The organism is Synechococcus sp. UW105 (genome assembly GCF_900473935.1).
Taxonomy (GTDB): domain Bacteria; phylum Cyanobacteriota; class Cyanobacteriia; order PCC-6307; family Cyanobiaceae; genus Synechococcus_C.
In genome coordinates this window covers 1-21,928 of the sequence record NZ_UCNN01000017.1, presented here as the reverse complement: position 1 = coordinate 21,928, position 21,928 = coordinate 1, and the positions used below count along the sequence as shown (strand labels likewise).

24 protein-coding genes and 1 tRNA gene are annotated in these 21,928 nt (G+C 59.8%); 13 read left to right on the top strand and 12 right to left on the bottom strand.

Annotated features, from left to right (window positions below):
* Window positions 1-40 precede the first annotated feature (40 nt).
* Together DXY16_RS06485 and DXY16_RS06480 are read right to left on the bottom strand one after the other, a co-directional pair.
* Window positions 41-889 carry a hypothetical protein gene (locus tag DXY16_RS06485; RefSeq protein WP_115120460.1) on the bottom strand — a complete coding sequence of 283 codons (849 nt, stop codon included), beginning with the start codon at window positions 887-889 and terminating at the stop codon, window positions 41-43.
* A gap of 103 nt (window positions 890-992) precedes the next feature.
* On the bottom strand, window positions 993-2,624 hold the full coding sequence (locus tag DXY16_RS06480; RefSeq protein ID WP_115120459.1) for an Hsp70 family protein: 1,632 nt from the start codon (window positions 2,622-2,624) through the stop codon (window positions 993-995).
* A 39-nt stretch (window positions 2,625-2,663) separates the two neighbouring features.
* Here DXY16_RS06480 and DXY16_RS06475 point away from each other — a divergent pair, with 39 nt between their 5' ends.
* The 4 genes from DXY16_RS06475 to DXY16_RS06460 all read left to right on the top strand — a co-directional run bounded on the left by DXY16_RS06475 (window position 2,664) and on the right by DXY16_RS06460 (window position 4,186).
* Window positions 2,664-2,948: a hypothetical protein gene (locus tag DXY16_RS06475; protein ID WP_115019491.1), complete on the top strand. Its 285-nt coding sequence runs from the start codon at window positions 2,664-2,666 to the stop codon at window positions 2,946-2,948.
* A gap of 26 nt (window positions 2,949-2,974) precedes the next feature.
* Complete coding sequence (locus DXY16_RS06470; RefSeq protein WP_043692626.1) at window positions 2,975-3,202, top strand: DNA-directed RNA polymerase subunit omega; 228 nt, start codon at window positions 2,975-2,977, stop codon at window positions 3,200-3,202.
* Window positions 3,199-3,585, top strand: coding sequence for a DUF1818 family protein (locus DXY16_RS06465; protein WP_115120458.1), 387 nt, complete (start codon window positions 3,199-3,201; stop codon window positions 3,583-3,585). The genes DXY16_RS06470 and DXY16_RS06465 overlap by 4 nt, the downstream gene beginning before the upstream one ends.
* Before the next feature lie 346 nt (window positions 3,586-3,931).
* Window positions 3,932-4,186: a DUF2811 domain-containing protein gene (locus DXY16_RS06460; RefSeq protein WP_115120540.1), complete on the top strand. Its 255-nt coding sequence runs from the start codon at window positions 3,932-3,934 to the stop codon at window positions 4,184-4,186.
* On the opposite strand, the gene DXY16_RS06455 is transcribed toward DXY16_RS06460, so the two are convergent.
* From DXY16_RS06455 to DXY16_RS06430, 6 genes are all read right to left on the bottom strand, one after another.
* Entirely contained in the window at window positions 4,138-4,878 is a 741-nt protein-coding gene (locus tag DXY16_RS06455) for a hypothetical protein (RefSeq protein ID WP_115120457.1), read from the bottom strand. The two genes, DXY16_RS06460 and DXY16_RS06455, sit on opposite strands and share 49 nt — an antisense overlap.
* A gap of 13 nt (window positions 4,879-4,891) precedes the next feature.
* A complete protein-coding gene (locus DXY16_RS06450) occupies window positions 4,892-5,338 on the bottom strand; it encodes an EVE domain-containing protein (RefSeq protein WP_371410875.1) in 447 nt (148 codons plus the stop codon).
* A gap of 837 nt (window positions 5,339-6,175) precedes the next feature.
* A complete protein-coding gene (murD, locus tag DXY16_RS06445) occupies window positions 6,176-7,552 on the bottom strand; it encodes a UDP-N-acetylmuramoyl-L-alanine--D-glutamate ligase (RefSeq protein WP_115120539.1) in 1,377 nt (458 codons plus the stop codon).
* Between the two features lie 27 nt (window positions 7,553-7,579).
* Window positions 7,580-7,651: transfer RNA gene (locus DXY16_RS06440), tRNA-Val, on the bottom strand.
* A 94-nt stretch (window positions 7,652-7,745) separates the two neighbouring features.
* Window positions 7,746-8,591 carry a photosystem II S4 domain protein gene (locus DXY16_RS06435; RefSeq protein WP_244281584.1) on the bottom strand — a complete coding sequence of 282 codons (846 nt, stop codon included), beginning with the start codon at window positions 8,589-8,591 and terminating at the stop codon, window positions 7,746-7,748.
* Complete coding sequence (locus tag DXY16_RS06430; RefSeq protein ID WP_115120454.1) at window positions 8,534-9,049, bottom strand: hypothetical protein; 516 nt, start codon at window positions 9,047-9,049, stop codon at window positions 8,534-8,536. The genes DXY16_RS06435 and DXY16_RS06430 overlap by 58 nt, the downstream gene beginning before the upstream one ends.
* A gap of 78 nt (window positions 9,050-9,127) precedes the next feature.
* On the opposite strand from DXY16_RS06430, the gene serA reads away from it, so the two are divergent.
* The 4 genes from serA (at window position 9,128) to DXY16_RS06410 (ending at window position 12,621) form a co-directional block, all read left to right on the top strand.
* Window positions 9,128-10,714: a phosphoglycerate dehydrogenase gene (serA, locus tag DXY16_RS06425; RefSeq protein ID WP_115019482.1), complete on the top strand. Its 1,587-nt coding sequence runs from the start codon at window positions 9,128-9,130 to the stop codon at window positions 10,712-10,714.
* Between the two features lie 26 nt (window positions 10,715-10,740).
* Window positions 10,741-11,655, top strand: a complete 915-nt coding sequence (gene prmA / locus DXY16_RS06420; protein WP_115120453.1) for a 50S ribosomal protein L11 methyltransferase — start codon at window positions 10,741-10,743, stop codon at window positions 11,653-11,655.
* Between the two features lie 139 nt (window positions 11,656-11,794).
* Entirely contained in the window at window positions 11,795-12,094 is a 300-nt protein-coding gene (locus DXY16_RS06415; protein WP_115019479.1) for a ferredoxin, read from the top strand.
* Window positions 12,095-12,213: 119 nt separating this feature from the next.
* A complete protein-coding gene (locus DXY16_RS06410; protein WP_170953876.1) occupies window positions 12,214-12,621 on the top strand; it encodes a hypothetical protein in 408 nt (135 codons plus the stop codon).
* Window positions 12,622-12,669: 48 nt separating this feature from the next.
* On the opposite strand, the gene psbV is transcribed toward DXY16_RS06410, so the two are convergent.
* Window positions 12,670-13,182, bottom strand: coding sequence for a photosystem II cytochrome c-550 (psbV, locus tag DXY16_RS06405; protein WP_244281583.1), 513 nt, complete (start codon window positions 13,180-13,182; stop codon window positions 12,670-12,672).
* 127 nt (window positions 13,183-13,309) lie between these two features.
* The gene (locus DXY16_RS06400) at window positions 13,310-14,257 is read right to left on the bottom strand and encodes a ribonuclease Z (RefSeq protein ID WP_115120451.1); all 948 of its coding nucleotides are present in this window, start codon (window positions 14,255-14,257) and stop codon (window positions 13,310-13,312) included.
* Between the two features lie 166 nt (window positions 14,258-14,423).
* Here DXY16_RS06400 and DXY16_RS06395 point away from each other — a divergent pair, with 166 nt between their 5' ends.
* The 5 genes from DXY16_RS06395 (at window position 14,424) to DXY16_RS06375 (ending at window position 21,188) form a co-directional block, all read left to right on the top strand.
* The gene (locus DXY16_RS06395; RefSeq protein ID WP_115120537.1) at window positions 14,424-15,815 is read left to right on the top strand and encodes a SpoIID/LytB domain-containing protein; all 1,392 of its coding nucleotides are present in this window, start codon (window positions 14,424-14,426) and stop codon (window positions 15,813-15,815) included.
* Between the two features lie 75 nt (window positions 15,816-15,890).
* A complete protein-coding gene (locus DXY16_RS06390) occupies window positions 15,891-16,610 on the top strand; it encodes a glucosamine-6-phosphate deaminase (RefSeq protein ID WP_115120536.1) in 720 nt (239 codons plus the stop codon).
* Entirely contained in the window at window positions 16,585-20,364 is a 3,780-nt protein-coding gene (locus DXY16_RS06385; RefSeq protein WP_244281582.1) for a hydantoinase B/oxoprolinase family protein, read from the top strand. Before DXY16_RS06390 ends, DXY16_RS06385 begins: the two co-directional genes overlap by 26 nt.
* An 83-nt stretch (window positions 20,365-20,447) precedes the next feature.
* Complete coding sequence (locus DXY16_RS06380; protein WP_115120450.1) at window positions 20,448-20,708, top strand: DUF4278 domain-containing protein; 261 nt, start codon at window positions 20,448-20,450, stop codon at window positions 20,706-20,708.
* A gap of 141 nt (window positions 20,709-20,849) precedes the next feature.
* Window positions 20,850-21,188 (top strand): hypothetical protein, encoded by a 339-nt coding sequence (locus tag DXY16_RS06375; protein WP_115120449.1) that lies wholly within the window; start codon window positions 20,850-20,852, stop codon window positions 21,186-21,188.
* A gap of 15 nt (window positions 21,189-21,203) precedes the next feature.
* On the opposite strand, the gene DXY16_RS06370 is transcribed toward DXY16_RS06375, so the two are convergent.
* Window positions 21,204-21,383, bottom strand: a complete 180-nt coding sequence (locus DXY16_RS06370) for a hypothetical protein (RefSeq protein WP_115120448.1) — start codon at window positions 21,381-21,383, stop codon at window positions 21,204-21,206.
* A gap of 198 nt (window positions 21,384-21,581) precedes the next feature.
* Window positions 21,582-21,928 (bottom strand): hypothetical protein (locus tag DXY16_RS14710; RefSeq protein WP_170953875.1); only part of this gene is annotated, 347 nt, incomplete at its 5' end.

Sequence of the window (21,928 nt, the reverse complement as noted above, 5' to 3'; positions counted from 1 at the left end):
ATGGCGTTCCTGGCGGCATTTTGTCATGCGTGCCACGCCCTTAGGGTCTGTTCCTCTTGCAAAGACTTTCTGGGCCTTCTTCTTCAACATGACCGCCCACATCACTGCAGCCAGCCTGGAATGCCTGCCAGGGCTCGAGTCCTTCCGCGATTCTTGCTTTCACGGCACGGTCCAGATCCGCTTGGGACACGCTGTGGGCAGGAAGGTCGCCATGGTTGTGGTGCTCCTCAAGGTCTTTGAGCGCATCGATCGCTGCTTCGACCTTTGCTCGTAAGGGTTCTGATCGGCTCTGCCACCAGGGGTGATCCAGTCTGTTGAGAACTGCGAGAGCTTCCCACCAGCGTTGGCTCTCCACCAGATCAGCAAGGCGTTGGTGGTCGAGTTGATTGCGGTTCCAGGTCTCGCGCAGGCTGTCGCTCAGTCGGTCGCCTCTGGAGCGGATGCTGGTTTCCATCGGTGCCAGCAGCTCAAGGGCCGCCTCGATGTCACCATCCCGGAATGCCTCCAGTGCTGTGCGTTGCAGGTGCTTGCGCCAGCGCGTTAGGCGCTGACGATCGGTACGTTGGTTCTCATCGGAGCCGACAGCGGAATTGACCAGCTGTTCTTGGAGCTGGAGAGCTTCGGCCTGGCGCCCTGTTTCCCAAGCTTCTTGAGCGGCACGTCTTCGGCATAGGGCTTGCTCCTCAGGGACTCGCTGACCCAGCCAGCGCAGGGCTGCAAGCTGTTCGCTGTAACGCAAGCAGGCCATGTTGTCGCCCTCAAGGAGCGCATTGGACAGGCGTGCGGGGAGCTGACGTTCCCACCAGTACGCCACGCCGCAGAGCATGGCCACTCCGCCCAGGGTGAGCCCAAGCCAGTAGCGCGGGAGCCGGTGGCGTCGGAGCGCCAAGGAGGTGGAGGCGAGAGATCACTTCTTTCTATGGAGATGTCCACCGCTTCTCACGTTGCGGTGGACGGACGGTCCACCGCCCTGATCCACAGGTCAGCGATGTTCAGCGCACGCGTCCCAGCTTTCTCGGTTCAATGGCTGCCCCGGTGCGGAGGTCTTCTCCGTCCATCAGCAGATCGGCACCATCATTGAGACGGAAGTGCAGTTTCAAGCAGTCTTGACCGGGAGATCCAGGCTCATCCAGCTCGATGCTGCTGACGGGCTGATCCCAGGCGTTGACTTCGGGCGTGCCCTGGTGCTCCTGAACAGTGGGTAATCCGTTCACGAACACCACGTCATGGCGTGCATGGTTGTCGGGCTCTCCGAGCACCAGCTCGATATTGCTCTGATTGTCCTGACCGGCCGCAAGCACAAGTGTGAGAGGAGATTCGGATGGCCAGGTCTGTCCGGCGACAAACAGTGGGTGCCAGTGATGGGTCCCGCTGCGTCGGTCCCAGCAGCGCAGAGACACCCCCCGTTGCAGCACATCGCGCACACGAACCCCAGGCGTCAGGCTGAGGGCGCCTTTGGCCACTGCCTCCACAGGGGGCGCGCTCAGCAGAGGTACCGGTCGGGTGCGCTTGCTGAGCCAATCGCGAAGCAGAGGTAGCTGGGCACCGCCACCCACGGGTAGGACGCCCTGCAGATCTTCGAGTTGGCACGAATGCTGACGGGCTCCGGCGAGCGTTTGCTCCAGAAGATCATCGAGGACCTCGAGAACGCCTCGTTCCACAAGCAAGGTCTCTAGCTGATGGCGGCTGAGGCGCAACTCGTGCTGTGAGCCGTCGTCGGCTGCCGCGAATTCCGTGAGTACGGTTCTGTCTGCCAGTGTTGGGTCACTCAGGCGGCATTTCAGCCGTTCAGCGGCGTTCAGAACCGCTGGCGTGGGCTTGCTGATGCTGGTTGGATCCGCAGATGGCTGGAGATACTCCACGATCCAGTGGTCGAGATCTCGCCCCCCAAGCTGAAGACCTGCTTTCCCCAGTACCCGAGCGCAGCGGAGGGTCTGGCGACTGTTGTCAAGACTCTGGCCCCCGAAACGAAGCAACTGGGCGAGAGGGGCTGCCCGCCCTTCTCCTCCCTCCAGAGCCACGATGGAAAGGTCGATGGTGCTGCCACCCATGTCCACCACGAGCAGTCGGCTGCCTGGCGCGAGGCCGGCCCCAAGAGCTGCTGCGGTGGGTTCGTCCACCAGGGCCACCTCGTCGATGGGGAGGGCTTGACTGGCCTGGAGAAGCCATTGGCGATAGCCCCGGTAGTGCTCCACTGGCGCCGTCAGCACGAGACGCTTGATGTGCAGATCAGTCGGTAGCCGTTTCCAGATTTGCAATAACAGTGATTCCGCCGCTGCCTCTGCGCTCAGGCAGGTCTGGTGGGAATCGAGAGGTGCTGGTGCCCCAATCGCCCGTTTGAAATCACGCAGCAGTTGGGGGGCATCACTGTCTCCAAGGCCGGCATCCAGGACCTGGCGTCCGACTAGGGGACTCGGGTCTTCCTGGCTTTGTGCCCAGATCAGGCTCGGCACCTGGCCTGGGGAACGGGTGATCGCCTCGAGCTCCAAGAGTTTTGGCTCAGGAGTCTGTGGTCCTTGGAACGCGACCACCGTGGTGGTGCTCCCAAGGTCGATGGCAAGGGTGCCTGCGTTTTCGGAAACCTGAAGGTTTTGTTCGTCCGTAGGGGCCTGGTCCACCGCCATTGGCAGGTTGGTGAGAGGAAGAGGTTACGGGGAATCTGAATGGATCGCTTGCAGCGGCTCGTGTGGTCCTTCTATCGGGAGGAACCCCAACTGGAGGCTCAGTTGGAACCCTTGCGTGACTGCAAGTTGTCCCGTAGCTGGGGGAGTATCCGGGTGGAGTGCGTGGATGCCCGCCACTTGGAGGAGGTCAGCGCTCTCCTGGCTCTGCTGCGCCGTCCACTCGCGGCCATGGGGCTTGGACGTCAGATTGTTTTGAAGGTGCCAGGCAGCCTTCAGCGCACGTACCCAATGCATGTGCCGTTTCATAGTGACCTCCTCACCTAGGATGGGGAATCCTTGCGTGGACAAACGTGATCAGTGCCGGTGTGGATTCCCAGGATCTGGCCAAGCGCGGTGAAAGTCTGATTCGTCAGTCCAGCAACCGTTATCTCACGACCGTCCGGATCGCATTCCGTGCAAAGCAGCGTCGTTTTGATGATTTCGACGGACTGCTTGAGGAATCCAGTGTCAAGCCCGTGCAGAGAGCCATTGTTGAGCTCAGCGATGAGCAGGATCAGCCCGACCTGCTGCCTGGATGATTCAGCAGGAGGGGCCCGGCTGGCGCTTGGCCCGGGATCTATCCCGTGCTGATTTCCCTGCCTTGATTGGTGGAGAAGGATGGGCGTTTGAGCTCACGCAGAAGGAGAGTCAGGTGCTGATGGCACTGCTGTGTGAACTCACCGATCAGTATCAAGCACTTCAATCCCAGTTGATGTCTGAAGAGTCCATCGAGCTGGAGATGGAGCTTGAGCCCTGGTGGGGATGTCTTGAAGGCAGCAGGGAGAGCTGGGGTCTGCGTGTCGTGCTTGAGGGGGGATGGACCGGCCGTGGCGTTGAGGGGCATTGGCCTGCACCGGCTGCCCAGGCCTTTGTGGCTGCGATGAGAACGGCCTGGGACACATCCGGGAATAAGCAGGGCTGATCGATAGCACTTTGTTTGATTTTTCCCGGAATTCACGACGACCTTTCACAGGTTTTCCACACGCTTGCGGCCTGGATCGTTCTCCTGGGGCCGTTCTGTGGAAAAGCGCTGGTCGTGGGGTCTAGGCCTTGACGGCTGCCTGGTCGGTTCAGGGTTTCATGCAGATTTTGCATCGCTTGCCCTGAAAGGAGTCTGGGCCTTGTGTCTTATCCGGAGATTGGATGCGACTCTCGTGTTCGGGCGTCCTTGACGTTGGCTGACGAATGTGGAGAACTGGTTAGCGTTCGAGGGCTTCAGGATGCAGCACGTGCAGTCAGTGGATCAGGAACAGGCCATTCTTCCTTGCATGGAAACTCGGGCTTCCGCCGCTTTGGTGGATGAGGTCACTGACGCAATGGTGAGCTTCCATGCTGAGCTGCCGGAGCCTCTGCAGCAGGCCATGACCAGCTTCATCGAGCGTTACCCCAATTGGGACCAGTACCGATTGATTCAGGCCGCTCTCGCTGGCTTTCTGGTCCAGAACGGAGTGGAATCTCGCGAGATCACCCGTCTCTACGTGGGCAATATGTTTCGTCGCCAGTCCTTGCTCCAGGGCGCTTGAGTTCGGCAGCTGGCCATCAGAATGAGGGCGCTGAACGGGAGGCTGAGAATCAGGCCCAGGCAGGCCCCCATCAGCCCAACCAGATTGATACCCAAGATCAGGCCGACGAGAGCCAAAACCTTCAGCCGGTTCTGCTGCACAAGTTTGCGGCTGTGTTCCATCGCTGCCAGTGGTCGATAGCCGTGATGAATCAGTAGGGGCAGGGCCAAGCACTGTTCGAAGGTCCATGCGATCAGAGCAACGCTGCCAATCAGCGCACTGAATGCTGCGAGGACTCCGCTGTGTGTGATCAGGCTGAGAGAAACACTGCGAATCGCCGTGATGCCGCCAAACAAGATCAAGGCTTCAATCAACACGAGTGCGATGGATTGACGCATCAGCCAGGGCATGCGCTCCCTGGTCTGCGCTTGGTCCCGTTCGTCAGGGCCTGAGCCAGGTAGCAGCTTGTCGGCGAGTTGAAGAAGTGCGAGAAGCGGCACAAGGGGAGCCAGCATGGAGAGCACCCAGAACAGGTCTCCCAGGTGTCGGACCCAGGCATCTTCACTGGTGTGAAGCTCCTGGGCCAGGCTTCCCAGGGCGAAGGCGCTACTCAGAGCTAAAGCAGCCAGGCCGATACAGGGCCAGGGTGAGCTGCAGAAGCCAATCCAGGCGCGCGGCAGAACTGTGCTGAGCGGAAGGCGTTCCGGAGACATGACGGCCTATCTCTTATTGGAGAGGACCGAGACGCTTGAGTAGATCGGTTGCAATCGCAGAGCTCACTGGCAGGATCGACAACCTGTTGCCCCTTCTGACGACAGTGAGTTCTTCAGGGTTGTAGGTCTCCTTGAGGGCATCCAGGCTGAGCATCGTCTTGAATTCTCCGAGATAGCGGAGCCGAACGCAGTCCCAGCGTGGAGAGTCTTGTTTTGATGCAGCATCGTGATACTTCGAACTGCTATCAAATTGGGTAGGATCTACCACGTTAAGTTCGCAGACCTCCATCAGGCCGACAATTCCTGGAGGTTTGCAATTGGAATGATAGAAAAAAACGCGATCACCGATTGCCATGGTGCGCATGAAGTTGCGAGCCTGGTAGTTGCGAATGCCATCCCAAAGAGTGGTCTGTTCGCGTTTTAGGTCGTGGATTCCATAGACATCTGGCTCGCTTTTCATTAGCCAGTATGAAATATCAGTCATAGCAATGATTCTTGTGAGTTGAGGCTATTGGGATGCCCTTGCTATGGCCAGCGTTTGGGCCATATTCGCGTGGGCTTTCGAATGAAAGCGATCACATACTGGACAAGGCAGCAGAGTTCTGCCCGTTTTGTATAGCAGTGACACGCAGCGGTTTGGCCTTGTTGGGCAACACGGGTTTTTTATCCCGATTCCTTCTCTTCCTAATGATGTGCCTGCTTTGGCGGCTTGCGGTACAGCGAGAGCGCCTCTGCTATCGCTTCGATGTTGAGGAACGCTGATCAAGGCACTGTCAAAATGACGGTGCCGGCAACAGCTCTCTGTCTGTCTTTCTGGGGTTGCTGCTGTTGATGGTCATGCTCGTTCTCTTCTTGCTTCTTTTGGGTCACTACAGTTGAGCGGCAAACTCCATTCGCTCTGGTGGTCTCGTGGTCGTCGACGCTGCCATTGCGGCGATTGCCTCAATCGCGATTGCTTGCCCTGATTGACCTCAGAACGATTGGTCGAGGCCTGAGCCTCATCGTATCCATTACGCGTCTGGTCAGGCACTAATCCTCTGGCTGTTGTTGAGTGAAGCGATTGAGACGGAAGATCATAGGCCTATGTGTATCTGAATTCAATGATCGCAACGGGAGGTCTCTTCTCTGTCGCCCCCTATTTGTGTGGGTTGATTGCTGTCTTGTGCTTGCGGTTGGTCTGTGGGATTGCCGGGTCTATACCTGCCTAGAAAATGTTGTTGAAATAGAAGGATTGACTGCCTGGTGAATGGTTTTTTTGAAGACTCGTGCGGCACTCGCTGCGCTCTGATCGCAATGTTCAGGGTTTCTGCGCTGCTTTGACTAGGCGGCGGAAGTCTTCGCCTCGGGCTTCAAAGTCTTTGTACTGATCAAAACTGGCGCATGCTGGCGAGAGCAGAAGCGAGTGGGCAGTGTGCGCTGCACCGCAGTGGATTGCTGTTGGAAGGGCGGCCTCAAGATCGTTCTCCATCCACACGCCACCAGCGAATCCGCAGGCGTTGATCAGCCTTTTCAATTCCTCGGCGCCATCGCCGAACAGCACGACATCACAAGCCCGTTGCTTCAGCAGGTCGAGCCATTCGGAAGCATCACCTTGTTTGGTCTGTCCACCCGCAAGAACCACCGTGGGACTGGCTACAGCACGAAGGCCGACGGCGGCTGCGTCGTAATTGGTGGCTTTGCTGTCATTGAAGACCTCCATGCCTTTCAGGAGCCCTAGTGGTTCAAGGCGATGGGGTACTCCAGAAAAACTGCGCAGACCCGCTTCTATCGCCGCCGCGGTTAGGCCGGTCTTCAGGGCTGCGGCGGTGACCAGCAGCATGTTTTGGCGATTGTGAGCGCCTGGTAATGACAGGGCTTCAGCAGGGAACAGGCGGTCGGCGGTGGTACGCACCCAGTGCTCCGAATCGATCCACAGCGAGCACGGCATGGTTGGACATGGTCTGGTGCTGACCCAGGTGGCGTCAGTCCATGCGTGCTGATGCTTGCGCAGATCGGGGTCGTCTCCATTCAGGACTGCATGTTCGGAGCGGACTAGCAATCCACGTTTGATGGCTCGATAGGCCTCAAGCGTTCCGTGTCGCTCGAGATGGTCAGGGGTGAGGGTGGTCCAGATGCCAATCCTGGGTGCTACCTGCTCAGCGGCCTCGATCTGGTAGCTGCTCATTTCCATCACCACCCAGTCGGGCTGATGCTGCTTGGTGTTCATGCACTGCAGTGCAAGTTCGGCGGCGGAATGTCCCACATTCCCTGCCATCGGAGCCTGGAGGCCTGCCTCATTGAGCACATGCTGAAGCAGATGGGTCACGGTGGTTTTGCCGTTGGTTCCGGTGATGCCAATCCAGGGGATATGACGAAGAGCATCCCAGGCAACGGCCATTTCGCCACACACATTGATGCCCTTCCGGCGCAATTGGGTCATGGCTGGGTGGTCCCAGGCGATCCCGGGACTGATCACAACTTGGTCCAGACGATCGGCCAAGGGATCGAATGGATCAGGGTGAAGAGGGCAGCCAAGGTGCACTTCAATGCCAAGTTGCCGTAGCGCCTTGGCGGACGCCTGCTGGGTCTTGTCGTTCTTGCTGTCCAGCACAGTCACGGTGTGTCCCTGGGCCTGGAGCAGACGCGCCGCTCCCATCCCGGATCGTCCAATCCCGACGACCACGCTGGCTGTCATGGAGAACTCCTGTCCCTGCAAGAGAAATGGGCGATACTGGATTTGAACCAGTGACTCCTACAATGTCAATGTAGTGCTCTACCCCTGAGCTAATCGCCCGCACATTTCACATTGATGTGAAAGCGGTCTGCACACCCTGGTGCGCTGAAGAATGTAGCAGCCGGCCATGATCTGCACGGCTGACATATGGCATTCAGCTTCTCTCCATGGTGACCCTCCAGCGGTCCCGTTTCGTGAGCTCTAGAGACAGCACTTCTAGGCTGCCGCGGTCCTGAAGCTGCAAACGGTCGCCGCTGCTGAGACTTTTACTAGCCAGCCGCACCGCTTGCCAATTGAGACGCAGGCGGCCGCTGCGGATCTGCTGCAACACCCTGGCGCGGGAGATGCCGAATCCCGCTGAAGCGATCGCGTCCAAGCGGCAAGAGGCCTCAACGCTGGTGAACCGTTTGGTCGTACGGATTGAAGGGAGTTGCAGCATCTCAACCCCTCGCTGCTCCATCTGAATCTCTACCTCCCTGACGTGACTTGTCTTTCCGTTCAGCGCAGCGGCAGCCTCGGGTGTGCAGAGGGCCTGGGCACCACGATCGCCACGAATCCAGATGTCGCCGATCTCCCCGTCTGAAATCCCTAGGGAGGCGATAGCGGTACGCATGTCTTCCGGTTCCAATGGATCAAACAGGAAGTTGCCTTCCACCTCCAGCCCCATCACAGGAAGGGGATGGCGTTCCAGCACGTCATTGACCTCACAGCGCCGACTGATCAGCAGGCGCTGGCGTTCAGCGCCCTGGCGTCCGCCATCGCTGTGCACCTGGAGTTCTGCGAGCTCGAGAAGCCGTCCCACTGCCTCCTCCCTCAAGGGGGCGGAGAGAAAAGGAGACCAGAGAGGTTGCCAGGTGCGAAGCACGGTTTCTGAAAGCTCCAGCAGCGTCTTGATGCCCTGCGGGTCCCTGCAGCCTTCAAGCAGCTCTTGTTTGGGCAGCATCACAGATCGTTGAGGCGCACCACCTGGAGTGGTCGGGAGCTCTGTAGCAGCTGCCATGGCGGCTCGATCCCAGTGGGTGTCTCAAGCAACAACAACCACCGGTTCTCCTCATGCCGGTTGCGCAGGATGCGAACTCCGTCCTCATTCTCAGAAGGCACGCTCGCCGCGGCTGAGTAACTGCCCATCAGGCCTGCACCCATCCCCAGCAGTCCGCCAATCACGGGTTGTCCCCAGGGACCAAGACTGGAAAAGGTTTCGAGGTTCGTGATCTGGGTGAAGGTGAGGCCTGCCATGAAGCCGAATGGCAGTAGCCATCGGGCCATGGACCGTTGGCGTCGCTGTCGCGCCAGGCGAGGTGTGAGCAGATCAACAGAATCGATTGGCGTCCCTTGTTCCGTGCGATCCGCAGGCGGAACCAGCAGGCAGCGCTGCAGGGGGACTCCGTTGGCCCTCAGCTTCTCCTGCAGGGATGCCGCAGCGACTTGTTCCTTCAGCACCAGCACGCAGACGGGCATGGGTGATTTCCTGAGAGCGTTTAATTCTGGCCTGCTGGCCTGTCTTTAAAGTGGTTTGAGGCAGTCTTTCGCCGGTTGATGACAAAAGTTCTGGTTTCCGATCCCATTGATCAGGCCGGCATAGACATCCTGAGCCAGGTGGCTCAGGTTGATCAACGCACTGGTCTCAGCCCAGAAGAGCTGAAGGGAATCATTGGCGAGTACGACGCTCTGATGATTCGCTCGGGCACGCAGGTCACCGCCGATGTGATCGCAGCGGCCGATCGCCTGCGCATCGTTGGTCGCGCCGGAGTGGGCGTTGACAACGTTGATGTGCCGGCCGCGACCCAGCGTGGGGTGCTCGTGGTCAATTCCCCTGAGGGGAACACGATCGCTGCAGCTGAGCATGCCCTGGCGTTACTGCTCTCGTTGTCTCGCCATGTGCCCCAGGCTCACGCATCGATGCGTCAAGGGGCCTGGGATCGGAAAAAGTACGTCGGAAACGAGCTCTATAAAAAAGTGCTCGGCGTTGTGGGTCTCGGCAAGATCGGCTCCCATGTGGCGAAGGTGGCCAAGTCAATGGGCATGGATGTGATCGCTTATGACCCCTTCGTGTCCAGTGAGCGAGCTCAGCAGATGCAGGTGCGTCTGACGCAGTTGGCTGATCTGTTCAGCAGCGCTGATTACGTGACGCTGCATATCCCGCGAACCCCAGACACCGAAAACCTGGTGAATGCGGAGCTGCTTCGAAGCATGAAATCCACCGCTCGCCTCGTGAACTGTGCCCGTGGCGGAATCATTGATGAAAGTGCCTTGGCCGAGGCGATCGAGAACGGTGTGATCGCAGGAGCCGGTGTGGATGTGTTTGCGACTGAACCACTCGCGGCTGATTCACCGCTGCGCAGCGTTGAGCGTGGTCTGGTGCTGACACCCCATCTTGGTGCGTCCACTGAGGAAGCCCAAGAAAATGTCGCCACCGACGTGGCCGAGCAGATCCGCGATGTGCTCCTCGGTCTTCCGGCACGCAGTGCGGTGAACATCCCCGGTCTCAGTGCCGAGATCATGGAGCGTCTCAAGCCCCATTTGCAGTTGGCCGAAACACTGGGCCTCCTTGTTAGCCAGTTGTCCGGGGGGCAGGTGGAGGAACTGGAGGTCAGGCTCCAGGGTGACTTCTCGGAGTATCCATCCCAGCCCTTGGTTGTGGCTGCTCTTAAAGGTCTGCTCTCCAGTGCCCTTGGCGAGCGCATCAACTACGTCAATGCTCTGCTTGAGGCCAAGGCCCGCGGCATCCACGTGCTGGAGGTGAAAGACGAGTCCAGTCGTGACTTCGCAGGGGGCTCGCTCCAGCTCACCACCCGTGGCTCCCAGGGGGGGCACAGTGTCACTGGTGCGGTGTTTGCCGATGGTGAGCTGCGTGTCACCACCATCGATGAATTTCCAGTGAATGTGCCGCCCAGTCGGCACATGTTGTTCACCCGGCATCGCGACATGCCCGGGATTATTGGCCAGCTTGGATCCGTTCTGGGTGAGCACAACGTCAATATCGCTTCAATGCAGGTGGGACGTCGCATCGTCCGAGGTGACGCGGTGATGGTTCTCAGCATTGATGACCCAATCCCACCGAGCCTGCTGGCCACCATCAGTGCCATCAACGGCATCCAGGAAGCACATCCCGTCACCCTCTGACGGTTTGTTGTTCAACCTCCTTTGCCATGACATCGACCTCCCTTCGTTGGTGGCGTTTTTCCCTGCCACTTCAGCCCGAACTTGAGGAGTCGCTTCTCTGGAAGATGGAGAGTCTTGGGCTGCATCGCGTGGCGGTGCAGCATGCACCGGAAACGCCACACCAGCGCACCCTTTTCGCTTGGTTGCCGGAGCCAGAATGGCCTGAAGATCAGCGCACAGAGCTGATCGATAGTCTTCGGCCGTTGGCGACCACGTTCGGCCTGAGCTTGCCCAGGGTGGAATGGAAGCAACTGGATGATGAGGATTGGAGCCTCACCTGGAAACAGCATTGGCAGGCCGATCCCGTCGGAGATCGATTGTTGATCCTGCCTGCCTGGCTTGAGCTGCCTCCGGAACATGCCGATCGTCTGGTGTTGCGGATGGATCCAGGCAGCGCTTTTGGTACTGGCAGTCATCCCACCACTCGGCTTTGCCTCGAGGCCTTGGAAGCCTCTCCCCCTCAGGGCTTGCAGGTGGCCGATCTCGGATGCGGCAGCGGTGTCCTTGGGCTGGCGGCCTTGGCCCTAGGCGCCGAACGGGTGTTAGCGGCAGACACTGATTCTCTCGCCGAACGCTCTACAAGGGATAACGCCAGTCTGAATGGGCTCGATGAAGACCATCTGATGGTGCGCCAAGGCTCGGTCGAGACATTGGCTCTGATGCACGCAGGTGTTCAATCCCAGCTGTTGCTCTGCAACATCCTGGCGCCTGTGATCGAAGCCCTGGCGCCTCATTTCACCTCGGTGTTGGCCCCGGGAGGGCGCGGCCTCCTCAGTGGTTTGCTTGTAGAACAGGCTCCGCGGCTCACCAGCGTGCTGGAAGAACTGGGATGGACTGTTGTGGCGCTTCGTTCCCAGGGAAGCTGGGGATTGATGGAGATCAGCAGGGTCGAATCTGCATAAGCCTGCCTTATCAGTGCATGGGCTTTGATTGGCCTTGCCCGGAAAGCTTGTCCTAAAAGACTGAGAGTGCCCCAGTCCGATGTAGAAGGGTTTGGTCCTGCATGCCTGTTTTTCAGGTCAGTGCGCACTCCATCCATCCATGGCTTCCTACAAGGTCACTCTGGTCGCTGAGAGCGAAGGTCTGAACAAGACCATCGAAGTGCCCGACGATCAGTACATCCTCGACGCCGCTGAAGAGCAGGGCATCGATCTGCCCTATTCCTGTCGTGCAGGCGCCTGCTCCACCTGCGCTGGCAAGATCACCTCTGGCACTGTCGACCAGTCCGACCAGAGCTTCCTGGACGACGACCAGATTGAAGCTGGCTTCGTTCTGACCTGTGTGGCGTATCCCACGTCAGATTGCACCATCAAGACCCACGCTGAAGAAGAGCTCTATTGAGTTCGACCTCAGGGTCCTGAATCTCGTATGCAGTCCTCCGTCGCTTTGATGGACTGTCCATCCGCCACCCCCAGGGGTGGCTTTTTGATGGCATCGTGAACCCACGATCAGGATCTCCCATGCCTGCAGCGTCAGCCGCTGCTTCTGCCTCCTCCAGGCCTGAAGTCGATGCACTGATGGAACACGGCAGTGTTCACACCAGTCCTGGTGGTCAATACAGCTTTCGGGTCATTGGACCCTGCTGCCGCCTTTTCGATCGGGAGGAGCTGCCGTGGCCCTGCTGCCGTCTCGTCTGGCGAAGCAAGGAGCCCAGTTGGAGAAGGGTCGGACGGCGCTTTGTGCCTGATCTGGCGGCGCGTCGATGCCCCTCCTATGCCGTCGAGTTGTTGCAACCTGGCTCAAGACCCACGGCCACGGTGCTGACGCTGTTCTCGATCCGTTTCAGCTCTGCGCTCCAGGAATGGTGGTATAGCCGCCATCCCCGTTCCTTTGAACCGGCGAATACAGCACCGGGTTCCCAGTCATGAAAAAGCCGCCCTTTGGGGCGGCTTTTTAATTGAGAGCTGGTTGAGAGATCAGAAGTAGATCTTTCCGCCGCCCCATTCTTTGCCAAGCACCTTTGGTGCCACAAGGATGTAGCCAGCCATCAGGCGGAGGTCTTCATCGGTGAGATCACGCATTGCTGGATAGAGCTCGCGGCTGCGCATGCTGGGGTGGACGTCAGCAATGCTGTATTCGCCGTCGTAGGAGGTTGGATCGTTGATGTAATCCACCAGGCCTTCAATGCTGTCGCGCGCTGGAGTTGCCAGCGCAAGGGTCTCAGGGTCGAGTCCCACGTTGTGGTTGGTCTTGGTAATACCACCGGCATGGCAGGTGCCACAGCTGGTGTTGAACACCTTGCGGCCAGTTTTGATCTCCTGCTCGGAGAAAGTCACCTCAGCGCCGCTGGTGTCAGCGGGAACGGTGAGGGTCTGGGCATCCCACTGGGCAGCAAGAGCGGGGGAGCTGAAGGCGAGAGCGACCAGCGCAGGCAGCACGAGCAGCAGTCGGCTCAGGGACCGTCGCAGGGAATGGAAGGGAGAGACCATGAAGGACACCAGAATCTGACGGATACACCGCACCAAGTTCTTGTATCACGCGGTGATGGTCCCTTGGTGATGTTCCTGGAGCGTGCTCATGAACTGTTGCAGCCGGGAGGATGGCTTGTGGTTCCGCTCACTCAGCCGGGTGGATGTCCAGGGTGAGGAAGTCCTTGGCGAGGAGCGTGTTGGGGAAGATCGCCTGTGCCTCATGCAGCAGGTCATCGGGGGTGACGGCATTGCCCGGCGCATACCGGGGGCTGAGGTGGGTGAGAGCCAGCTGCTTGACCCCAGCTTCCGCTGCGGTTTGAGCCGCCATGGTGCTGGTGGAGTGTTGGCGCTGGAAGGCCATCTCCGCTTCGGCGTGGGAGAAGGTTGCTTCATGGATCAGCAGATCGGCGCCGCGGGCTAGCTCCACAGCCGCCTCGCAAAACACTGTGTCTGTGCAGTACACAATGCTTACCCCAGGCCGGTCTGGTCCGCATAGTTCCCGACCGTCGATGCGGCGGCCATCCTCCAGGGTGACGGTTCGCCCCTGCTTGAGTTGGGCATAGACAGGTCCAGGCGGGATATTTAGGGCACGGGCTTTGTCGATGTCGAATCGTCCTGTGCGCGGTTTTTGGTCGATCCGGTAGGCGTAGGCGGGAACCCGATGGGTGAGGGGAGTGGCCCGCACAATGATGTCGTCGTCTTCCAGTACCAGCCTCCCTTGCTGGGCGGCCTCTTTCACTCGATGCACAGTGATCGGATAGCCGATTCGGGTGGAGCTTGTCCGCAGAACTCCCTGCAGATAGTCCTCCAGCGCCTCAGGACCATAGAGATCCACTCCCGAACTGTTGCCGGCTAGGCCGAGGCTGGCCAGCAGGCCAGGCAGGCCGAAGACATGGTCGCCATGCATATGGGTGACGAACACCCTTCGCAGTTGGGAAAGGCGCAGCTCGCTGCGCAGAAATTGATGTTGTGTGCCTTCTCCACAATCGAACAGCCAGAGTTCCGACCGCTGCGGTAATCGCAGTGCCACAGCTGAAACGTTTCTGGCCCGGGTGGGAACGCCGGAACTGGTGCCGAGGAAAGTGACCTGCACGGTCTGGGGCGGGCAAGCATCAAATTTGCCATGCAGCACCCTGGATGAACGGGGCAGAGGGGGGCACACTGAGCTGCCCTGCCGATCGGATCGCGTGGTGAGGCCCTTCCCTTCCCTTCTGTTCGGACCCGTTGCCGCTCTGTTGTTGCAACCGTTGCTGCCGGCCATGGTGCCAGCAGCAGCTGTTGAGATTGCTGCTCGGCAACCCCAGATGCGGGTGTTGGTCGCGGAGGCGAGCACCTTGCGCCTGCGCGCCGACGGTCGACAGCGCTTGGAGCTGTCAGGACTGGGTGGGGAGCCGCTGCAACTGTCCCGTCTTCTGATTAAAAGCAGCCACGGACAATGGCTGATCGAGTCTCCTGAGCTGGGACGTCGGAGCCTTCCTCGCACAGCCAGATTGACGATCCACAGCAGAGATCCGCGCGGCATCTGGCTCGGTCAGCGTCGCTATAGCGGTGAACTGCGTCTGGCGTCACGAGAGGGTCGGATCCAGGTGGTCAACCATCTCGGCATCGAGAGTTATCTGGCCAGTGTCGTGGGCAGTGAAATGCCCCAGGACTGGCCGATGGCCGCGCTGCAGGCTCAGGCGGTTGCTGCTCGCACTTATGCCCTGCGTCAGCGCGGGCGCAACGGCAGCTTTGACTTGAAAGCGACTGTGGCTAGTCAGGTGTATCAAGGGTTGGAATCGGCGACGCCCCGCACCCGCGAGGCGGTTGACAGCACCCGCTCCTTAGTCATGGTGCATGGCGGCAAGCTGATCAGCGCCGTCTTTCACAGCAGCTCCGGCGGTGCGACCGAGCCCAGTGGTGAGGTGTGGCGCAACCAGCTGCCCTATCTAGTGAGCGTGCGTGATCACGATCAAAACAGCCCGGTGCATCGCTGGGAGCAGCGCTTTGATACCCGTCAGCTCAAGAAGGCCTTTCGGGAAACCGGGGGGTTGCAGAGGCTGGAGGTCTTGCAGACCAGCTCGACCGGCCGACTGCGCGCAGTGCGTGTGCGCGGTCCTCGAGGCGCGCTTGAAATCACGGGCCGGGAGTTGCGTCAGCGCCTCGGTCTCAAAAGCACGATGGTCAGTTTTAACTGGCTGGCTCAAGCGCCCGTCGCGGCCGTGCCCGCTACAAGCCCCCTCCCCTCGACGGCGGCTGCAGTGCCCGCACCCACCACAAGCCGGATGCGCGACAGGGCTGTTTTGATCGGCGTGTGGCGGGATTCGGCGACTGGATCTGTTGATGTCGAGTCCAAGGGACCTGCCTCCTTGCCTGCGACCTCCTCCGCTGCTCGGCCTGGGGTGATGCCGCCGCCACCCCCGCCACTGGAGCTCTCTCCCCTTGTGACTAGAGGTGGTGGTACCAAGAGAGTGCTGGCGGTTCGCGGTCGCGGCTTCGGCCACGGCGTCGGCATGAGTCAGTGGGGAGCCCGTGGCCTGGCGGAGCAGGGCGCTGACTTCCGCCAGATTCTCCAGCACTATTACCGCGGTGTCACGATCCGACCGTTCTTGCCTGCTGATGACCCGGCGATGGCATGGATCGCCCCACTCAGGCCAGCCTGGAGCAGTTGATAGTTCTCATCGTTGGATCTCCAGCAACTTCCGCACACGATTGTTGTCTCACAGCGAGCCGATCCAGCCGCGCTGATGGACGCCATCGTTGATGACTGGGAAGGGCAGCTACGCAAGCGGTTGAACACGGTGGCCCCCCGTCCGTTGGGCCTGGCCACCGGACGCACGATGGAATTGTTCTATGCGGCCTTGGTGCGGCGCCTGCAGCAATGGAGCGGCTCTGACTTGGAGCGGCTCCGTAGCGGCTGGCTCAGTTTCAATCTCGATGAATATGTCGGTCTTTCCAGCACGCATGCCAACAGCTTTGCCTTCTACATGAAGCAGAGGCTGGCAGACCCGCTGGGATTGCTTCCCGAGCAACTGCATCTGCCCGATGGTGCAGCGGCCCAGCCTGATCTGGAAGCAAGGCGTTACAGCCAGGAGCTGCAGAGGGCCGGTGGCATCGGACTGCAGCTGTTAGGCCTCGGTGGTAATGGTCATATTGGCTTCAATGAACCCCCCTGCGGTGCCGATGCACCCTGCCGCTGCGTTCAGCTCTGCGCTGCCACCCGTGAGCAGAACGCAGCGGCCTTTGGTGGAGTGTCTGATCAGGTGCCGGCTCGGGCGATCACTCTGGGTATCGCAGAGATTCTCGCTGCGCAGGAGCTACATCTGATCGTCACAGGTGCGACGAAAACTGAGATTCTCCGGCGCGTGTTTGCCAACGGTTGCAACCCCTCCTTGCCGGCAAGCTGGTTACTGCGTCATCCGCGGGTTCGGCTTTGGGTTGATGATGCCGCTCTTGGGTTGCGATAACGGCACCTTGACGGACTGGCGCTTCTGGGTTGATCGCGGCGGTACCTTTACGGACCTGGTCGGGATGGCTCCGGACGGACGTCTGGTGGTCCGAAAAGTGCTCTCGGAGCAGCCGTGGAAATCAGGAGATCCCGCAGTGCAGGCCATGCAGGAGATGCTGCTAGAGGAGGAGCTGTCTGCGGAGCCGGAGTCCTCCATCGGGGAACTGAGGCTGGGCACGACTGTCGCGACCAATGCCCTGCTGGAGGGAGCTGGGGATCCTGTCCTTTTGCTGACCAATGCTGGCCTGGAGGATCTATTGCGCATCGGTGATCAGCACCGAGTGGATCTTTTCGCTCTCGAACTCGAGGAACCGCCCTTTCTTGCGGTGGCGGTGGAGGCGGTGAACGGGCGGCTTGATGCCGATGGTGCGGAGGTGATTCCGTTGCAGCTTGATGATGCGCTTGAGGAGCGACTGCGTCATCACCACCGTCAGGGATTGCGCTGTTGTGCCATCGCTCTGTTGCATGCCTGGCGCTATCCAGAGCATGAACAACGTTTGGAGGCCCTTGCTCGGCGGATCGGTTTCACCACCGTTGTCTGTTCTCATCGGGTGTGTCCGTTGCCGAGGTTGGTGCCGCGCGGGCAGACCACGCTGGTGGAGGCGACGGTGGCGCCATGCCTCTTTGGCTATCTGCAACAGGTGCAGCAGGCGCTCGGTCACCGGACTCAGTTACGGGTGATGACCTCCAGCGGTGCCCTGCAGGCACCAGGGCACCTCCAGGCCAAGGACACGATTTTGTCTGGTCCAGCTGGTGGAATGGTGGGAGCGGTGGCGGTGGCGCGTAGGGCGGGTTTCGCGACCCAGCCGCTGGTGGGCTTCGATATGGGCGGCACCAGTACGGACGTGTTTTGTCTCCCGGCCGGTTCCTCGGACAGTGCTTGGGAGCGCAGCGCTGAAACGGAGGTGGCTGGGTTGACGCTTTTGGCGCCAAGGCTGCCGATTCACACGGTGGCCTCGGGGGGAGGGTCGATGATTGATCGGCATGGTGATCGCCTCACCGTCGGTCCCCGTTCGGCCGGTGCTGATCCGGGGCCTGCCTGTTACCGCCGCGGCGGTCCGCTCACGATCACAGACGCGAACATGCTGCTGGGACGACTGCAGGTGCAGGGTTTCCCGGCTGTGTTTGGGGACACCGGCAACCAGCTGCCCGATGGGGAGGTGGTGCAGCAACGCTTTGCTGCGCTTGCCGAGGCCCTTGCCTGCACCCCTGAGCAGTTGGCGGAAGGGGCCCTCGATCTTGCGGTGGAAACCATGGCGGCTGCGATTGAGCAGGTGTCGCTCTGTCGTGGCCATGACATCCGTGGTGGTGTGTTGGTGGCCTATGGCGGAGCCGCTGGTCAACTGGCTTGCCGTGTGGCTCGCGCTCTCGGCCTTCGGCAGGTGTTGCTGCATCCTCTGGCAGGCGTGCTGTCGGCTTACGGCATGGGACAGGCGCGTCAGCGGCAGTGGCGACAGGGTGCCGTGCGCCAGCCATTGCAGGAGAAGCAACTGCTTCCGTTAGCGGAGCAGCTGCGTGCGGCTTTGGAGCTGGCAGAGCAGCAGTTGCTTTCCGATGGCGACGCACAGGGCGGTCTCCTGGAACGGAAAGTGTCGTTGGAGTTGCGTGATCCAGCCTCCGAGCAGGGGTTGATGGTTGAGATTGCCGATCCAGGCGAGGCCAATCTCCTGGCCTTGCCAACGATCACCGATCTAGAAGGAGCCTTTGCCAGGCTGCATCAGCAGCGTTTCGGTTTTCTCCCCCAGCGCCAGGTCCCTCTTGTGGTGGAGCGGTTTGAGGTGGAGGTGGTGGCGCCACCTCTGTTGGCCATGCCGTCGGTTCGTGGGTCTGGTGCCGAGGCAACCCCGTCCGTGTTGGCTTCAGGCGACCGATCTGAGCTCGTCTCGATGCACTGCCCTGGACGTGGCTGGTGTTCTGTCCCGTTGTGGCGTCGTGAGCAGCTGCACGAGGGTCAGCACTTGGTTGGCCCTGCCCTGATCCTTGAGGCCACCGGGTGCATTGTGCTGGACCCCGGTTGGAGGGCACGCTGCGCCTGTCATGGCGATCTCATTCTTGAAGACCTTGTGATCAGTGGTCGGGGTGTGAAAGCGGGGAGCGATTCAGCCTCAGCAGGTTCCGATCTGGTGCCTCAGGCAGCTGAGGCTTTGGCTGGTGGGGGTGCCGATGAGGCTGTGGATCCAGTGGACCTCAGCTTGTTTCACCATCGCTTCATGGTGATCGCCGAACGGATGGGGGAGCGGCTGCGGCAGACCAGTCGGTCTGTGAATATCCGCGAACGGCTCGACTTCTCCTGTGCCTTGTTTGATGGTGCTGGTGCCTTGGTGGCCAATGCTCCCCACATCCCAGTGCACTTGGGGTCGATGGGGGAGGCGGTGGTTGATTTGCTCACTGAGGTGGCGGCCGGCAAGGCCCCGCCGCTGCAGCCAGGTGATGTGGTGATCAGCAATGACCCTTTCCATGGAGGCACCCATCTGCCAGATATCACTGCGATCACACCTGTGTTCGCAGGGGGAAGTGAACCGCTCTTCTTCGTGGCTAGTAGGGGCCACCATGCTGATGTGGGTGGTCTGACCCCCGGCTCGATGCCTCCCTTCAGTCGATGCATTGAGGACGAGGGGTTGTGCTTGCGTCACTGGCCTCTGGTGCGGCAAGGACGTCTTGATCGCGAGGCCTGGACGACGCGCCTTGCAGCCGAGCGGTTGCCTCCGCGCTGCCCTGATGTCCTTCTTGCTGACCTCCAGGCCCAGGTCGCTGCCAATCGACTTGGGGTGGACTTGCTCGAGGCTCTTGTCGCCCGAGAGGGCCACAAGAGGGTGGCTGGTTACATGGATTATGTGCAGCAGCACGCTGCGGAGGCGGTGGAAACGCTGCTCTCTCGTCTATCCGACCAGTGCTTTGAGGTGAAGCTCGACAACGGTGCTTGCCTGCAGCTTGAGGTCCGGGTGGATCAGACGCGGCGGCGAGCCCATCTCGATTTCAGCGGTAGTTCGCCGCAGGCAGACCACAACTTTCATGCTCCGCTGGCGGTAACGAAGGCGGCAGTGCTCTACGTGATGCGCTGTCTTGTGCAGGAACCCATCCCTCTGAATGCTGGCTGCTTTCGCCCCCTCACACTCACGGTGCCGTTTGGATCGCTGTTGAATCCGAAAGCTCCTGCGGCTGTCGTCGGCGGCAATGTGGAGACCTCCCAGGCACTCTGCAATCTGCTGTTTGCTGCCCTGGGAGTAATGGCTGCCTCCCAAGGCACCATGAACAATCTCAGCTTCGGCAACCAGCACTTTCAGTATTACGAGACCATCGCCGGAGGCAGCGGGGCAGGAGAAGGCTTTGCTGGTGCATCGGGTCTGCAATGTCATATGACCAATTCCCGGCTGACGGATCCCGAGGTGCTTGAACAGCGCTTTCCTGTTCGCGTGGAGCGCTTCGCTCGCCGCAAGGGCAGTGGTGGCGCGGGTCGATGGCCCGGGGGAGATGGGCTGGAACGCCGTTTACGTTTCCTTGCACCCATGACGGTGGGACTGCTGTCCGGTAGTCGTTTCGTCTCGCCGTTCGGGCTTGCGGGTGGAGGGGATGGACTCTGTGGGAGCAATCAGCTCGAACGCGCCGATGGGTCCAGGGAGCACTTGCCCGGTTGTGTGCAGCTTCAATTGGAGGAAGGTGATTGTCTGACGATTGCGACTCCAGGCGGAGGAGGCTGGGGCATACCGCAATGATCGGAATTGATGGGTCTGTAGCGCACTGAACGCCAGAGGGAGCGACACTTTCGCTATTTATGGAATGTGAGGCATTCATCTGAATGCGTCGCGACACGTTCACTCTGTGTTTCACAGAGCGCAGTTCGTTTCAGACCAAGGAACGGGGGTCTGAGCTAACTCGGAGAACCACCATGCAGCTCACCTACATGGGCAATGTCTACACGCGTCAGTCCGTCGCAGTCGTCAAGCCGACTGTCGCCCTCGTCTATCGCCATGCTTCTTATCAAGCCCGCCAGGCTGATGCCCAAGCTGCTTCAGCAGGTCTCACCTACCGCGGCGTGCACTATCAACGGTCTTTCTGAAACGTCGTACCTGATCCAGGTCGTTAGCCATTCGCCCCGCTCCGGCGGGGTTTTTTGTTGACGAGCGCACCACACTGATGCCACTGGTGATAACTTCGGCGCAGATAGGTGATCAGAATGAAAACATCACGGCTGGTCCGAATGGCACCGATGGTTGCCAGCGCGATGCTGCTTGCTGCAGCTCCCGTTGTTGCTCGCACGCCCTTCGTGTATGCAAGCAAGTTCAGCTATGACGGAAGCCTTCAGAGCTGCATCGATGGTGCCACCAAGGCTCTGAAAATCCATGGGTTTGATAAGAACGTGCGGGTTCTGGATGTCAATCCCAAACTCAAGGAGGTGAAGGCTAATCACTCCGTGGAGTATGTGGCCGCACTGATTGAGTGCGATAAGAAGCGAGGCCTCACAATGCTGGTGGTGGCTGGTCCTGACAATGACGCTGTTTATGAAGCCTATGAGAAGCTTTACAGCGCGGATTGGTAAGGCCCCCATCTCGCCTTAGTGATGGATCTCAGCGGTTTCGGGCAGACGTTCCACTTGCTCGTTGAGCATTGCGGCAACGATGCTATGCAAATAGGCGGCTTGTCTTAAACGCAGCATATCCAAAGTGTTGAGGCTGCCGGACTCAATCACGGCAATCATCTGCTGGAGGGCGGCGTTGTTGAGATCGCGGTTCATGGTAAAGGTTGAAACTGCAATCACCCTCTCTGAACTGGTTGTGGTCAGGTGTGACTCAGATCCTTTTTACTGTGATCTTGGTCACCCCGTTGTTGCGCAGCAACGAGGCTGTTCAGGGACCCAGCCCACTTCCTGTTGGAGCGCAGACAATAAAAAACCCCGCTCAAAGCGGGGCTGGTAAGGGCATCAAGACGTTCATCACAGGGCAATCGTGGACTGATTCAATGCCTCCTGGCTGCCAAGTTGGACAGTATCAGTGCTGCCGAGTAGTGAATCACGCAGTGGGTCGGCTTGATGCTCTACGGCTGCAGTTGTTCCTAGCGACTGTGCATCAAGGGGCAAGATTGTTTCTGGAGTGGATGCAAAGATTGCAGCACGACGCTCAGTACTTGCCTCGAACGCTGGGTCGTCTCCCTCAAAGCCTTCATCTTCATCAAAACCAAAGTGCTGAAGGGCTTGGCCTGTTGCGGTGAATGCTTTGGCGACCTTGTCGACGCCTTCGATTTGTTGTTGAGCTTCTTGGGGCAGAAAAGGTTTCAGGGCGT

Excerpts from the sequence above, each read along its gene's own strand:
- DXY16_RS06480 (WP_115120459.1), bottom strand. The coding sequence starts at position 2,624 with ATGGCGGTGGACCAGGCCCCTACGGACGAACAAAACCTTCAGGTTTCC.
- DXY16_RS06475 (WP_115019491.1), top strand. The coding sequence starts at position 2,664 with ATGGATCGCTTGCAGCGGCTCGTGTGGTCCTTCTATCGGGAGGAACCC.
- DXY16_RS06465 (WP_115120458.1), top strand. The coding sequence starts at position 3,199 with ATGATTCAGCAGGAGGGGCCCGGCTGGCGCTTGGCCCGGGATCTATCC.
- DXY16_RS06460 (WP_115120540.1), top strand. The coding sequence starts at position 3,932 with ATGGAAACTCGGGCTTCCGCCGCTTTGGTGGATGAGGTCACTGACGCA.
- DXY16_RS06455 (WP_115120457.1), bottom strand. The coding sequence starts at position 4,878 with ATGTCTCCGGAACGCCTTCCGCTCAGCACAGTTCTGCCGCGCGCCTGG.
- DXY16_RS06450 (WP_371410875.1), bottom strand. The coding sequence starts at position 5,338 with ATGAAAAGCGAGCCAGATGTCTATGGAATCCACGACCTAAAACGCGAA.
- murD (WP_115120539.1), bottom strand. The coding sequence starts at position 7,552 with ATGACAGCCAGCGTGGTCGTCGGGATTGGACGATCCGGGATGGGAGCG.
- DXY16_RS06435 (WP_244281584.1), bottom strand. The coding sequence starts at position 8,591 with ATGGCAGCTGCTACAGAGCTCCCGACCACTCCAGGTGGTGCGCCTCAA.
- DXY16_RS06430 (WP_115120454.1), bottom strand. The coding sequence starts at position 9,049 with ATGCCCGTCTGCGTGCTGGTGCTGAAGGAACAAGTCGCTGCGGCATCC.
- serA (WP_115019482.1), top strand. The coding sequence starts at position 9,128 with ATGACAAAAGTTCTGGTTTCCGATCCCATTGATCAGGCCGGCATAGAC.
- prmA (WP_115120453.1), top strand. The coding sequence starts at position 10,741 with ATGACATCGACCTCCCTTCGTTGGTGGCGTTTTTCCCTGCCACTTCAG.
- DXY16_RS06415 (WP_115019479.1), top strand. The coding sequence starts at position 11,795 with ATGGCTTCCTACAAGGTCACTCTGGTCGCTGAGAGCGAAGGTCTGAAC.
- DXY16_RS06410 (WP_170953876.1), top strand. The coding sequence starts at position 12,214 with ATGCCTGCAGCGTCAGCCGCTGCTTCTGCCTCCTCCAGGCCTGAAGTC.
- psbV (WP_244281583.1), bottom strand. The coding sequence starts at position 13,182 with ATGGTCTCTCCCTTCCATTCCCTGCGACGGTCCCTGAGCCGACTGCTG.
- DXY16_RS06395 (WP_115120537.1), top strand. The coding sequence starts at position 14,424 with ATGGTGCCAGCAGCAGCTGTTGAGATTGCTGCTCGGCAACCCCAGATG.
- DXY16_RS06390 (WP_115120536.1), top strand. The coding sequence starts at position 15,891 with ATGGACGCCATCGTTGATGACTGGGAAGGGCAGCTACGCAAGCGGTTG.
- DXY16_RS06385 (WP_244281582.1), top strand. The coding sequence starts at position 16,585 with ATGATGCCGCTCTTGGGTTGCGATAACGGCACCTTGACGGACTGGCGC.
- DXY16_RS06380 (WP_115120450.1), top strand. The coding sequence starts at position 20,448 with ATGCGTCGCGACACGTTCACTCTGTGTTTCACAGAGCGCAGTTCGTTT.
- DXY16_RS06375 (WP_115120449.1), top strand. The coding sequence starts at position 20,850 with ATGGCACCGATGGTTGCCAGCGCGATGCTGCTTGCTGCAGCTCCCGTT.
- DXY16_RS06370 (WP_115120448.1), bottom strand. The coding sequence starts at position 21,383 with ATGAACCGCGATCTCAACAACGCCGCCCTCCAGCAGATGATTGCCGTG.